General features: G+C 64.7%; 12 protein-coding genes. 5 read left to right on the top strand and 7 right to left on the bottom strand.

Annotated elements, in window-relative coordinates; genetic code table 11:
* Positions 1-79 precede the first annotated feature (79 nt).
* From ACK41V_RS14640 to corA, 5 genes are all read left to right on the top strand, one after another.
* Positions 80-1,096 carry a DMT family transporter gene (locus ACK41V_RS14640; RefSeq protein WP_409783331.1) on the top strand — a complete coding sequence of 339 codons (1,017 nt, stop codon included), beginning with the start codon at positions 80-82 and terminating at the stop codon, positions 1,094-1,096.
* A 48-nt stretch (positions 1,097-1,144) separates the two neighbouring features.
* Positions 1,145-1,858: a tRNA (adenosine(37)-N6)-threonylcarbamoyltransferase complex dimerization subunit type 1 TsaB gene (tsaB, locus tag ACK41V_RS14635; protein WP_409783330.1), complete on the top strand. Its 714-nt coding sequence runs from the start codon at positions 1,145-1,147 to the stop codon at positions 1,856-1,858.
* Between the two features lie 5 nt (positions 1,859-1,863).
* Complete coding sequence (rimI, locus tag ACK41V_RS14630) at positions 1,864-2,358, top strand: ribosomal protein S18-alanine N-acetyltransferase (protein WP_409783329.1); 495 nt, start codon at positions 1,864-1,866, stop codon at positions 2,356-2,358.
* 27 nt (positions 2,359-2,385) lie between these two features.
* Positions 2,386-3,159, top strand: a complete 774-nt coding sequence (locus tag ACK41V_RS14625; RefSeq protein WP_409783328.1) for a uracil-DNA glycosylase family protein — start codon at positions 2,386-2,388, stop codon at positions 3,157-3,159.
* A gap of 213 nt (positions 3,160-3,372) precedes the next feature.
* Entirely contained in the window at positions 3,373-4,359 is a 987-nt protein-coding gene (gene corA, locus ACK41V_RS14620; RefSeq protein ID WP_409783327.1) for a magnesium/cobalt transporter CorA, read from the top strand.
* 291 nt (positions 4,360-4,650) lie between these two features.
* Here the strand turns inward: corA and ACK41V_RS14615 are convergent, their stop codons facing one another.
* The 7 genes from ACK41V_RS14615 to ACK41V_RS14585 form a co-directional block, all read right to left on the bottom strand.
* Complete coding sequence (locus ACK41V_RS14615; protein WP_409783326.1) at positions 4,651-5,424, bottom strand: 5'-methylthioadenosine/adenosylhomocysteine nucleosidase; 774 nt, start codon at positions 5,422-5,424, stop codon at positions 4,651-4,653.
* 75 nt (positions 5,425-5,499) lie between these two features.
* Positions 5,500-7,179 (bottom strand): long-chain-fatty-acid--CoA ligase, encoded by a 1,680-nt coding sequence (locus ACK41V_RS14610; RefSeq protein ID WP_409783325.1) that lies wholly within the window; start codon positions 7,177-7,179, stop codon positions 5,500-5,502.
* Between the two features lie 144 nt (positions 7,180-7,323).
* Entirely contained in the window at positions 7,324-8,748 is a 1,425-nt protein-coding gene (locus ACK41V_RS14605) for an NAD(P)(+) transhydrogenase (Re/Si-specific) subunit beta (protein ID WP_409783324.1), read from the bottom strand.
* Positions 8,745-9,074 (bottom strand): NAD(P) transhydrogenase subunit alpha, encoded by a 330-nt coding sequence (locus ACK41V_RS14600; RefSeq protein WP_409783323.1) that lies wholly within the window; start codon positions 9,072-9,074, stop codon positions 8,745-8,747. Before ACK41V_RS14600 ends, ACK41V_RS14605 begins: the two co-directional genes overlap by 4 nt.
* Positions 9,075-9,093: 19 nt before the next feature.
* Entirely contained in the window at positions 9,094-9,639 is a 546-nt protein-coding gene (locus ACK41V_RS14595; RefSeq protein WP_409783322.1) for a phenylacetic acid degradation protein, read from the bottom strand.
* Positions 9,640-9,676: 37 nt separating this feature from the next.
* On the bottom strand, positions 9,677-10,396 hold the full coding sequence (locus ACK41V_RS14590; protein WP_409783321.1) for a hypothetical protein: 720 nt from the start codon (positions 10,394-10,396) through the stop codon (positions 9,677-9,679).
* A 23-nt stretch (positions 10,397-10,419) separates the two neighbouring features.
* Positions 10,420-11,562, bottom strand: a complete 1,143-nt coding sequence (locus tag ACK41V_RS14585) for a Re/Si-specific NAD(P)(+) transhydrogenase subunit alpha (protein WP_409783320.1) — start codon at positions 11,560-11,562, stop codon at positions 10,420-10,422.
* Between the last annotated feature and the right edge of the window lie 192 nt (positions 11,563-11,754).

The raw sequence follows: 11,754 nt of genomic DNA, 5'->3' as shown, positions 1-11,754 counted from the left end.
TCTAGCTTTCGACGAGCCGCCAACCCACAGCAAGCCCGGCGGCCAGCGCAGCAGACCCCCCGCACCGATAATCCACCGGATGCGCTTTTCTCCTCGAACCTTGGGCCTGCTGGCGGCGGTGGTCACCGTCGTCATCTGGACGGGCTTTATCGTCATTGCCCGCGCCTCGGCCCAGCGCACGCTCACCCCCTTCGACATTGCCCTGCTGCGCATCACCGGCGCCAGCCTGGTGCTGCTGCCCTGGGGATGGTGGATGGTGCGGCGACGCCGGGCGGCGCTGGGTGCACAAAGTGTCCAAGCGCCTGCGTCCAGCCTCTGGGGCGTCTCGCCCTTGCCGTTGCGCACCACGGCCTTGCTGGGCACGTTTGGTGGCTTGCTTTACGCCATGCTGGCTTACTCGGGGTTCTTTCATGCCCCCGCCACCCACGCCGCAGTGCTCATGCCCGGCAGCCTGCCACTGTGGACGGCGATTCTTGCTGCCGTGCTGCTGCGCGACCACATCACCCCACTGCGGGCCGCCGGGCTGGTGCTGATCGTGGCGGGCGACCTGCTGGTGGGTGGGCGCAGCCTGCTGGCGGCTTTTTCGGGGGGTGATGTGTGGAAGGGCGACGTGCTGTTCATGCTCGCCGCCTCGTGCTGGGCCACCTACAGCGTCTTGGCGCGGCGCCACGCAGTCGATGCGGTGCAGGCCACCATTGCGATCACTGCCTTTGCCTGCATGGTCTATGTACCGTCCTACGCACTGCTGGTGGCACTGGGTGCGGTCACCAGCCACCTGTCCATCGCGCCGTGGAGCGAAATCGCCTTTCAGATGGTGTTCCAGGGCGGCGGCTCGGTGGTGATCTCGGGCATCAGCTTTACGCGCATGATCCAGCACTATGGCCCCGTGCGTTCGACCATGATCACCGCGCTGGTGCCCGGGCTCTCGGCCATGGGCGCCGTGATGTTTCTGAACGAACCCATGTACTGGAACCTCATTGCCGGGTTGCTGCTGGTGACCGCCGGTATCCTGCTGGGCGTGCTGCGCAAAAGCCAGGGCGCTGTGCCGGCGGCCCCAAAGCCCCCCGCGGCAGCCGTGGGCAACTCCGCGCCTTGACCATTCATTGACCACCGACTGTTTTCACCGCCCCCGCACCTTGGTCCCATGAACCTGCTTGCCTTTGACACCAGTACCGACACGCTTTCTATCGCCGTGCAGCATGGCGATACCGTGTGGCAACACACGGGCCCCGGCGGTCCGCAGGCTTCGGCCACCCTGATCCCCACGGTGCGCCAGTTGCTCGCGCAGGCAGGACTGTCGTTCGACACGCTGGACGCCATCGTGTTTGGCCGAGGCCCCGGCTCGTTCACCGGCCTGCGTACGGCCTGTGCAGTGGCGCAGGGGCTGGCTTTTGGCGCGCGCGGGGGCCAGGGCGTGCCCGTGTTGCCGATAGATACCCTGCTGGCCGTGGCCGAAGAAGCCCGCCAGCAATATGGCTGCACGCAGGTGGTGGCCGTGCTGGACGCGCGGATGGACGAGGTCTACCACGCGCAGTGCGAGTGGCTGGGCGGCGACAGCGGATGGCGCACCGATGCCGACTTTGGTCTGGGCGCCCCCGAAACCGTGTTGCCTCCCGCCGGGTGGACCGTGGCGGGCAACGCACGCGCGCCCTATGGTGACCGCCTGGCCCCCACCGCCCCCCACGTGGTGGCGTTGCCCACCGCCACGGCCCTGTTGCGCCTGGCGCCCGCCCTGCTGGCCGCGGGCGGCGGCATGCCCGCCAGCGATGCACTGCCCCGCTATATCCGCGATAAAGTGGCACAAACCACGGTCGAACGCGCTGCCCTGCGCGCCAACCCGCCCGCAGCCCAACCCTGACCCGCATGAGCGCCTTACCCACGTCCTCTGACGACGACGCACCGAATTCGCGGCCTGAAGCGCGCTTTGAAGCGCTGACGCTCGCGCAGCTCGACGCCGTGCTGGCGGTGGAGCTGCGCGCCTACACCCACCCCTGGACACGCGGCAACTTCACCGACGCGCTGGCTTCGGGCTACCAGGCCCAGGTGCTGATGGCCGGGGACCACCTGCTGGGCTACTTTGTGGCCATGATGGGCGTGGACGAAGTGCACTTGCTCAACATCACCGTCACGCCCGAGTTTCAACGCCAGGGCTGGGCGCGGGTGCTGCTGGATGCGCTGGCCCTGTGGTCGCGCGGGCGCGGTGCCCAATGGCTGTGGCTGGAGGTGCGCGCCAGCAATCTGCGCGCCCAACACATCTACCAGGTCCATGGCTTCCGCCGCGTGGGCGAGCGCAAGCGCTACTACCCCGCAGACCAGGGTCAACGCGAAGACGCAGTGGTCATGAGCCTGCCGCTTTAATCCCGCCAAGATGCACCGCACACCCGTATGAGCCTTCACCTCGATGCGCGCCAACGCGCCATGCTGCTAGAAATGGGCGTCACCGTGTGGGGCCCGCCCGCAACTGTGACCGCTGCGCCCGTGGCCCCCAGCCACCCCGCTGTAGAACAACCGCGGTCGTCCATCCCTGTCGCGGCGCCGCGCCCACCCGCACCGCTGGCTGCACGCACGACGGCAGCGGCGCCAGCCAGTACGAACAACATCCCCCAGACCACCGCCCCTGTCGCTGCCTCTGCCTCTGCGGCCCCCGCGCTCAAACTGCACCCCGCCCAGGCGCTCTACCCCGGTGCCGATCCGGCCCAGACACCCACCGAGCTGGGGGCAGGTTGGCTCATCGTCACCGAAAGCCTCACCCCCGCCGACCCGCTGGGGGGGGATGCCGGGCGCCTGCTGGACAACATGCTGCGCGCCATGCAGCTGCACCGCCACCCGCGGGTGTTTCTGGCGACCTTGGAACGTGCCGCGCCTGGCACCGAAGCCCAGGGCGCCGACATCGCGGCCACCCTGGCAGACACCGTCGCCACCCTGCAGCCCGCCATGGTGCTGGTGCTCGGCCATGTGGCCGCCCGCGCAGCGCTGGGCCGCACCGAGCCCCTGGGCCGCCTGCGCGCCGGGCCGCACCAGCTGGCCGGTTGCCCGGCTGTGGTCACCTACGACCCGGCCTTTTTGCTGCGATCCCAAGACAACAAGGCCGCCGCCTGGGCGGACCTGTGCCGTGCGCTGGCCACGGTGCGCGGCGCAACCGCCGTCCGCGCAGACTGAGACCGTGTTGTTCACGGTCTCAGCGGAGGGCCCGGCGTCACCGCCTTGCCGCCCCGCGGTGCCATAATCCGCCGCTCGCTTACTTTTACGGAGAAAGCTCCTTGGAAACCTACCCCAGTTGGTAGCTTTCAGCTCCCTGGCCCAGCTGCTGTGGGGTTGAAAGCAACCCATGCCCCCACCGCAGACGACGCCACATAACAAGGGAGTGAGCCCATGCTCAACATCTTCACGCTCGCCAATGGCCGGCTGTTCCAGGAAGAAATCGAATCCCTGGAAGAACTGACCCGCTTCCAGCCCATCTGGGTCGACCTGGAAGCCCCCACCCTCGAAGAAAAACGCTGGATCAAGCAGCACTACGGCCTGTCCATCCCCGAGGATGCGATGGACGAGGACATCGAGGAATCCGCCCGCTTCTACGAAGAAGACAATGGCGAGCTGCACATCCGCAGCGACTTTTTGATCGATGACGACGAAGACCCCCGCTCGGTGCGCGTGGCCTTCATCCTGAACCAGCACAACGCCAACCTCAAAAGCCGGGGCGTGCTGTTCTCCATCCACGATGAAGACGTGCCCGTGTTCCGCCTGCTGCGCATGCGCGCGCGCCGTGCGCCGGGCCTCATCGAAGACGCCAAGGAGGTGCTGCTCAAGCTGTTCGATGCCGACGCCGAGTATTCGGCCGACACGCTGGAAAACATCTATGACGAGCTCGAAGCGGTGAGCAAACAGGTGCTGGCAGGCGACGTGACCGACACCCGCGCCGGAGAAGTGCTGGCCGCCATCGCGCGCCAGGAAGACTTGAACGGCCGCATCCGCCGCAACGTGATGGACACGCGCCGCGCGGTGAGCTTCATGATGCGCAGCAAGATGCTCAACTCCGAGCAGTTCGAGGAAGCCCGCCAGATCCTGCGCGACATCGAGTCGCTGGACAACCACACGGCCTTCCTGTTCGACAAGATCAACTTCTTGATGGACGCCACGGTCGGTTTCATCAACATCAACCAGAACAAGATCATCAAGATCTTCTCGGTGGCCAGCGTGGCGCTGCTGCCGCCCACGCTGATCGCGAGCGTGTACGGCATGAACTTCAAATTCATGCCCGAGCTGGAGTGGGCGTACGGCTACCCCTATGTGGTGGCGCTGATGGTGGCCAGTGCGCTGGGGCCTATGTGGTACTTCCGCAAACGCGGCTGGTTGAAGTAGCTCCCCTGTGGCGCTGCGCGCCTTCCCCCCCGAGGGGGGACGCCTCCAGCGGCCCGGCAGAGCCGGTTCCGCGGTGGCGCTGGTATTTGGGGCACGCCGGTTTCACGGCGTGGTGGCGGAACTGGGGGCCGCGGGCACTACGACTCCCCCGAACCCAAACCCACGCCCCTGCCCGTTCGGGCTGAGCTTGTCGAAGCCGGGGCCAAGCCGATGATGGGACTGGCGGTCACTTCAGCGAAAAATATGAGTCAAATTAGCCCCTAGCGCTTATCCATCAAGCGCCAACAGCTATCAATTTGATAGTTTTTGCAAAAACGCCAGCACCATGTGTTCGGCGTAGCGGCTGGCTACGGTTTGCACGAAGAGGGGGAAGTCCACGTGGGCGGTGTCGTCGGCGCGGTCGGAGATGGTGCGGGCGGCGGCGAAGGGGATGCCGTAGTCGTGGCACACCTGGGCGACGGCGGCGCCTTCCATTTCTACGGCCAGTACGTCGTGGCCGGCGTCGTGCAACGTGGTGCGCAGGCGCACACACTCATCGGCGCTGGAGACAAAGCGGTCGCCGCTGGCAATCAGGCCGTGGTGGGCACGGTGCAGTGGCGCTTCCGATCCGCCCTGCGCCGAGGATTTCAAGCCAAATTGGCCGCTAGCGCTTGATACACAAGCGGTAGCAGCTCCTAAAAGCAGAGCAGACAGTGCCACATCACAGACCAGTCGGCTGCGCGCGTAGCCGGGCACCTCCCAGCGCGGGAACAGGGGGGAGGCGTCCATGTCGTGCTGGAGGTAGTCCTGCGCCACCACCACGTCGCCCACCTGCACCCCATCCCCCACGCCGCCCGCCACACCGGTGAACACAATGCGCGCCACGCCAAACCGCTCGATGAGCGCCGTGGCTGTAGTGGCAGCAGCCACCTTGCCAATGCCCGACAGCGCCAGCACCACCCGCCTGCCGTGCAGGTCACCCAGCCAGAAGGCGCGGCCCGCGTGCATCAGGCGCTGGGGGTGCGCCAAGTGCTGGACGAGCGAGCTTTGCTCTTCGGGCAAGGCGCTAAGGATGGCGGTGGTCATGGACTCTCCAGGAAAAACAAAAGCGGCCGAAGCCGCCTGAGGGGTGAGACGGGGCGTGTAAGCCCCATCCATGCGTCACTTCTTGTCGCGCAGCTCGCGCCGCAGGATCTTGCCCACGGGAGTTTTTGGAAGCTCGGTACGGAACTCGATCACACGCGGCTGCTTGTAGCCCGTGAGGTTGGCCTTGCAGTATTCCTTCACCTGCGCTTCGGTCAGCGCCGGGTCTTTCTTCACGATCACGAGTTTGACGGCTTCGCCCGTCTTCTCGTCGGGCACACCCACCACGGCGCATTCGAGCACGCCGGGGCAGTTGGCCACCACTTCTTCGACCTCGTTCGGGTACACGTTGAAGCCGCTGACCAGCACCATGTCCTTCTTGCGGTCCACGATCTTGAAGTAGCCGCGTTCGTCCATGATGCCGATGTCACCCGACTTGAAGTAGCCGTCGTCGGTCATGACCTTGGCGGTTTCGTCGGGGCGCTGCCAGTAGCCCGCCATGACCTGCGGGCCCTTGATGGCGATTTCGCCGGGCTGGCCGAGGGTGGTGACTTCGTTGCCCTCGTCGTCCAGCAGCTTCATCCAGGTGCCAGGAATCGGCACGCCGATGGTGCCGGTGAACTCTTTGGCGGTCACGGGGTTGCAGCTGGCCGAGGGGCTGGTTTCTGACAGGCCATAACCTTCGCAGATGGGGCAACCCGTCTTCTCCAGCCACAGCTTGGCAACCGCGCCCTGCACCGCCATGCCACCACCCACCGAGACCTTGAGGTTCTTCCAGTTCACGGTGTTGAAGTCGGGGTGGTTGGCCAGCCCGTTGAACAGCGTGTTCACAGCCGGGAAGCTGTGGAACGTGTGCTTGGACAGCTCTTTGAGCACCGCAGGCAGATCGCGCGGGTTGGGGATGAGGATGGTTTTGCCGCCGGTGCGCATGCTCAGCATCATGTTCACGGTGAACGCGAAGATGTGATACAGCGGCAGCGCGCAGATGCTGGTGGGCTGCTCGCCTGCTGGCACCTGTTTCATGACGGGGTTGTTCCAGGCTTCGGACTGCAGCACGTTGGCAATCACGTTGCGCTGCAGCAGCACGGCACCCTTGCTCACGCCGGTGGTGCCACCGGTGTATTGCAGCAGGGCAATGTCGTCGGGCTTGATGTCAGGTTTTTTGAGCGTGCCGCGTGTGCCCTGGGCCACCGCATCGTTGAAGCGCACGGCGCCGGGCAGGTCGAACGTGGGCACCATCTTCTTGACGTTGCGCACCACGTAGTTGACCAGCGTGCCTTTGAGCAGGCCCAGCTGGTCGCCCATGGCCGCCAGCACCACATGTTTGACCGGCGTGTTCGCAATGCAGCTTTGCAGCGTGGCGGCAAAGTTTTCGATGATGACGATGGCCTTGGCGCCGGAGTCCTTGAGCTGGTGCTCCAGCTCGCGCGGCGTGTACAGCGGGTTCACGTTGACCACCACAAAACCAGCGCGCAGGATGGCGGCCACGGTGACGGGGTACTGCGGCACGTTGGGCATCATGATGGCCACGCGGTCGCCCTTGGTCAGGCCCAGGCCCTGCAGGTAGGCCGCAAACGCGCTAGAGAGCGAGTCGGTCTGGCGATAGGTGACGTCCTTGCCCATGAAGCTGTAGGCCACGCGGTCGGCGTACTTGGTGAAGGCCTCGTCCATCAAGGCAACAAGGGACGGGTACTGCGAGGTGTCGATGTCAGCAGGAACGCCTTGCGGGTAAGCGGTCAGCCAGGGGCGGTCGGTCATGGTGTGTCTCTCCAAACTTGTCATTGCGATGGAACCCCGGCATTGTGTCTGCCGGTGCTGGTTCTGGGGGTGTGTAGTTTCCCTATGCGGAACGGGCTGTGGGGGGAAGCCCGTCCGCTTTGTGCGGAAAACCGTCTACTCGATCTACTCGATGGCTTTGCCGATGTCTTCGACGACCTTTTTGGCGTCGCCAAAGACCATCATGGTCTTGTCCATGTAGAACAGTTCATTGTCCAGGCCGGCATAACCCGCCGCCATGGACCGCTTGTTCACGATCACCGTCTTGGCCTTGTAGGCCTCCAGAATGGGCATGCCGTAGATGGGGCTGCCCTTGGTGTGCGCGGCGGGGTTCACCACGTCGTTGGCACCAAGAATGATGGCGACGTCGGCCTGGCCGAACTCGCCGTTGATGTCTTCCATTTCGAACACCTGGTCATAGGGCACTTCGGCCTCGGCCAACAGCACGTTCATGTGGCCGGGCATGCGGCCCGCCACGGGGTGGATGGCGTATTTGACGGTGATGCCCTTCTCGGTGAGCTTGGCGGCCAGTTCCTTCACCGCATGCTGGGCGCGTGCCACGGCCAGGCCGTAGCCGGGCACGATGACCACGGTCTCGGCATTGCCCAGCACAAAGGCGGCATCGTCGGCACTGCCGGTTTTGACGGGGCGCTGCTCCGTCGCACCCGCGGCAGCGGTGGTCGCGTCCCCGCCAAACCCGCCCAGGATCACGTTGAAGAACGAGCGGTTCATGGCCTTGCACATGATGTACGAGAGTATTGCGCCCGAGCTGCCCACCAGCGATCCGGCAATGATCAGCATGGAGTTGTTGAGCGAGAAACCAATGCCCGCCGCCGCCCAGCCCGAGTAGCTGTTGAGCATGGAGACCACCACCGGCATGTCGGCGCCGCCAATTGGGATGATGATGAGCACGCCCAGGATGAAACCCAGCGCAATCACCAGCACGATGTCAATCCAGCTTTGCGAATGCCAGAAGCCAAAGCAGAAGAACAGCACGGCCAGGCCCAGCAACAGGTTGAGCTTGTGCTGCCCGGCAAACTGCACCGGTGCGCCCTGGAACAGGCGGAACTTGTACTTGCCCGACAGCTTGCCGAAGGCAATCACCGAGCCACTGAACGTGACCGCGCCAATGAACGCGCCCAGCGCCAGCTCGATGCGGTTGCCGCCCGGAATGGGCTCGCCCCTGGCCACAATGGCAAACGCCCAGGGCTCGGCCACCACCGCCACTGCGATACACACCGCTGCCAGGCCGATCATGCTGTGCATGAAGGCCACCAGCTCGGGCATCTTGGTCATCTCGACGCGGTTGGCCATGATGGCGCCCGCCGCCCCCCCCACCACCAGCGCGCCCAGCACGTAGACCATGCCCTGCGCCTTGCCACCCGACAGCTCGACGATGAGCGCGGCGGTGGTGAGCACGGCAATGGCCATTCCGGTCATGCCAAACACGTTCCCGCGGATGGATGTGGTGGGGTGCGACAGGCCCTTGAGGGCCTGAATGAAACAGACGCTGGCCACCAGGTACAGCAGCGTGACGAGATTCATGCTCATGCCTGGCCTCCTTCAGCCTTGGGGGCTGCGGTCTTCTTCTCTTTTTTCTTGAACATCTCCAGCATGCGGCGCGTGACCAAGAAGCCGCCAAACACATTGACGGCCGCGAGTGCCACCGCCAGTACGCCCATGCTTTTGCCCAGGGTGGTCTCCGTCAGTGCGGCGGCCAGCATGGCCCCCACGATGACGATGGCCGAGATCGCATTGGTTACCGCCATGAGTGGTGTGTGCAAGGCGGGGGTCACGGTCCACACCACGTGGTAGCCCACATAGATGGCCAGCACAAAGATGATGAGGTTGATGAGGGTGGGAGAGACGGCGTCCATGGGAGTCCTTCGTTCAGCGTTATGTTCCAGAAGACCAGGGTCCAGAGGCCGCCTGCTTCTTGGCGAAGTAGGCGTCCACGGCATCCATCAGCTGCTGCTGCGCGGAGTTGATGGGCGGCTCGATCAGTGCTGCCGAGCGCATGACCACCTTGAGGGTCTGCAAGTGGTAGTCGGTGAACTTGTCGGCACTTTGCGCCAGCACGGCGGGAAGCTCGCTCACATCCAGCGGCCGGTTGCGCAGCAGATGGGCGCTGGCCACCCAGAGGTTGCTGGCATCCGAGTCGCTCAGCGCCAAATGGTCACGCAACAGCGCCTGAACGCCCGCCTTCTGCTCGACCGTGATGGCGCCGGTGGTCTGCACGGTGGCCAGGGCCAACACGGCAACCACGTCCACCGGATGGTCCAGCGCATACAACGGCGGGGTAGAGACCTTCTTGCGCCAAGCGCGCCGATGAAAGAACGTCAACGGATTGAGCCAGCCCACGTCAATCCCAAAGCGGCGCAAGGCTTCCATCGCCATGGTGAACGTGATGACCAGACCCAGAATTTGCAGGACAACGCCCATGTCGATGGCTCCAGATCAGGGTGAGAGAACGCAGGGGCTACTGGGGCAAAGGCAGGGGAAACGGCGGAACGGCAAAAAAGCCATCCGCCATGCCCGTGCTCAGGCGCGCGGCGTCTGCCACCTTTTTGCTCCACTCTTGCGCGGGCTGTCCCGCGCGCAGAAATTCTTCGTTATTGGACGTCTTGGGACGCAGCAAACGCTGGTCCACCATCGCATTGACCTCCACGTATGAACCTCCCTCGGTCGCAAATCGGTAGTTCAGGTGCGAGTAAGGCTGGGCCGGTTCTGCGTTGCGCTGGGCCATCCAACGCGCTACCTCGGGGTGGTTCTTCTCGATCCAGCCGGCATTGTTGGCCCAGCGCTTGAAGCGCAAGCAATCAATGCGCACCGGACTGGCAGACGTGGCGTCTTCCACCAGCAAGCCCTGCTGCTGCGGACAAGCGCCCGTCCAGAGGGTGGGGTTGCGGGGCTGGTCGGTGCGGTTGGTCTGCACCAGCAGCACGGCCATCAGCTCCTTGTTGGCACCGCGCAGCGCCATGGCGCGGGTCTGCAGAGGAAACGCACCCGGACCAGGCGCCAAAGGCAATGCCTCGTTCGAAGCGCCCAAATCTTCCCAGGCGGTATTCGGCAGCACAACACGCGTGCGGCCCGCGCTGTATTCGGCTGGGCCTGCGGGAATGGGGGCACAACCCACCAGACCCGCCACCGCCGATGCGGCCAGCAGCAAGCTGCCGCAACGTGATTTCAGGGAAAACATATCTTTCAGATTCTTCAGTCGGCTCATGCGCGCTTCACCGTACCCTCGTGCGCCATGAGGCAGGCGACGACGATGTCGTCCTGCAGGTCCATGTGCAGGGCACCTTCCTTGTTGATGATGAGTTTGAGAAAGTCGAGCACGTTGCGCGCATACAGCGACGACGCATCGGCCGCCACCAGGGCGGGCAGATTGGTTTCGCCCACCAAAGTTACGCCGTGCTTGACCACAATCTTGTCCGCTTCCGTGAGCGGGCAGTTGCCGCCGTGGCCCCCATGAGGACCCTCCGGCCCCTTGCCAGCAGCGATGTCCACAATCACCGAACCGGCCTTCATGGACTTGACCATGTCTTCCGTCACCAGCACGGGCGCAGCGCGGCCGGGGATGAGGGCTGTGGTGATGACCACATCGGCCTGGGCCACCCGCTTGGCCACCTCGGCCTTCTGGCGGTCCAGCCAGCTTTGGGGCATGGGGCGGGCGTAGCCGCCCACGCCTTCGGCGGCGTCTTTTTCTTCCTGGGTTTCGTAGGGCACGTCAATGAACTTGCCACCCAGCGACTCCACCTGCTCCTTGACACTGGGGCGTACGTCCGACGCCTCGATCACAGCGCCCAGGCGCTTGGCCGTAGCAATGGCCTGCAGCCCCGCCACACCCACACCCAGGATCACCACACGGGCCGCCTTGACGGTGCCCGCGGCGGTCATCAGCATCGGAAAAAACCGCTGATACCGGTCGGCCGCAATCATCACGGCCTTGTAGCCTGCAATGTTGGCCTGGGAAGACAACACGTCCATGCTTTGTGCGCGCGTGGTGCGCGGAGCGGCTTCGAGTGCGTACGCGATGACCCCTGCAGTGGCCAGGCGCTGCAGGCCTGCCGCGTCAAAGGGGTTGAGCATTCCCACCAGCGTGGTGCCCGAGCGCAGACGCGGTGTTTCGGCCTCGGAGGGGCCGCGCACCTTGAGTACGAGATCAGCGCCCCAGGCGCCAGCGGCGTCAGATATTTCGGCGCCCGCAGCTTCATACGCCGCATCTGGCACGCTGGCCGCAACGCCTGCCCCCGACTCGATGCGCAGGGTGTGGCCCTGGGCCTTGAGCTTCTTGACCGTCTCGGGCGTCACAGAGACCCGGGTCTCTCCTGCCATGGATTCCGCAGGCACACCAATCAGCATGTCATCTCCTCGGTGGGGGTCAGTGGTATTACTTACTGACCGCGAGCTTACATGAAGAATTTCTTATGGCTGTCGCGTTTGTCTGATGTAGAGGGAACTCTCCAGCGCTAAGAGCCTGTTCACGATCTCCCAGGGGTCGCGCAGCGGTTTTGGCGGGAGGGGATGCAAGGCGCGGTGCGCAGCCAATAGCTC

Source organism: Acidovorax sp. (assembly GCF_046291265.1).
Taxonomy (GTDB): domain Bacteria; phylum Pseudomonadota; class Gammaproteobacteria; order Burkholderiales; family Burkholderiaceae_C; genus Acidovorax.
This window is presented reverse-complemented; position numbering and strand designations above follow the sequence as displayed.

Bases quoted from the DNA above. Each gene is read 5' to 3' on its own strand.
- rimI (WP_409783329.1), top strand. From the start codon at position 1,864: ATGAGCGCCTTACCCACGTCCTCTGACGACGACGCACCGAATTCGCGG.
- ACK41V_RS14605 (WP_409783324.1), bottom strand. From the start codon at position 8,748: ATGAGCATGAATCTCGTCACGCTGCTGTACCTGGTGGCCAGCGTCTGT.
- ACK41V_RS14590 (WP_409783321.1), bottom strand. From the start codon at position 10,396: ATGTTTTCCCTGAAATCACGTTGCGGCAGCTTGCTGCTGGCCGCATCG.
- corA (WP_409783327.1), top strand. From the start codon at position 3,373: ATGCTCAACATCTTCACGCTCGCCAATGGCCGGCTGTTCCAGGAAGAA.
- ACK41V_RS14610 (WP_409783325.1), bottom strand. From the start codon at position 7,179: ATGACCGACCGCCCCTGGCTGACCGCTTACCCGCAAGGCGTTCCTGCT.
- ACK41V_RS14585 (WP_409783320.1), bottom strand. From the start codon at position 11,562: ATGCTGATTGGTGTGCCTGCGGAATCCATGGCAGGAGAGACCCGGGTC.
- ACK41V_RS14625 (WP_409783328.1), top strand. From the start codon at position 2,386: ATGAGCCTTCACCTCGATGCGCGCCAACGCGCCATGCTGCTAGAAATG.
- ACK41V_RS14640 (WP_409783331.1), top strand. From the start codon at position 80: ATGCGCTTTTCTCCTCGAACCTTGGGCCTGCTGGCGGCGGTGGTCACC.
- tsaB (WP_409783330.1), top strand. From the start codon at position 1,145: ATGAACCTGCTTGCCTTTGACACCAGTACCGACACGCTTTCTATCGCC.
- ACK41V_RS14600 (WP_409783323.1), bottom strand. From the start codon at position 9,074: ATGGACGCCGTCTCTCCCACCCTCATCAACCTCATCATCTTTGTGCTG.
- ACK41V_RS14595 (WP_409783322.1), bottom strand. From the start codon at position 9,639: ATGGGCGTTGTCCTGCAAATTCTGGGTCTGGTCATCACGTTCACCATG.
- ACK41V_RS14615 (WP_409783326.1), bottom strand. From the start codon at position 5,424: ATGACCACCGCCATCCTTAGCGCCTTGCCCGAAGAGCAAAGCTCGCTC.